The sequence below is a fragment of the Streptomyces sp. AB3(2024) genome (assembly GCF_041862025.1).
Lineage (GTDB): Bacteria > Actinomycetota > Actinomycetes > Streptomycetales > Streptomycetaceae > Streptomyces.
This window is the reverse complement of sequence record NZ_JBGWAB010000400.1, coordinates 1-255: the sequence shown is the minus strand read 5'-3', so window position 1 is coordinate 255 and position 255 is coordinate 1. Positions and strand designations below refer to the sequence as shown.

1 protein-coding gene is annotated in these 255 nt (G+C 69.4%); it reads left to right on the top strand.

What is annotated here, in order from left to right; genetic code table 11:
• Nucleotides 1-255, top strand: a 255-nt coding sequence (locus ACEPPI_RS40955) for an acyltransferase domain-containing protein (protein ID WP_373920306.1), incomplete at both ends; no start/stop codon positions are given.

Here is a 255-nt window from a genome sequence, read left to right as displayed (position 1 = left end):
GTGTTTGCGGGGCGGTTGCGGGAGTGTGCCGATGCCCTGGCGCCGTTCGTGGACTTCGACGTGGTCCAGGTACTGCGGGAGGGGCGTTCGCTGGAGCGGGTGGATGTGGTCCAGCCCGTGACGTGGGCGGTGATGGTTTCCCTCGCCGAGCTGTGGCGTTCGCTGGGTGTGGTGCCGGATGCGGTGGTGGGGCATTCGCAGGGTGAGATCGCCGCTGCTGCCGTCTCGGGTGCGCTGTCCCTCGGGGATGCGGCT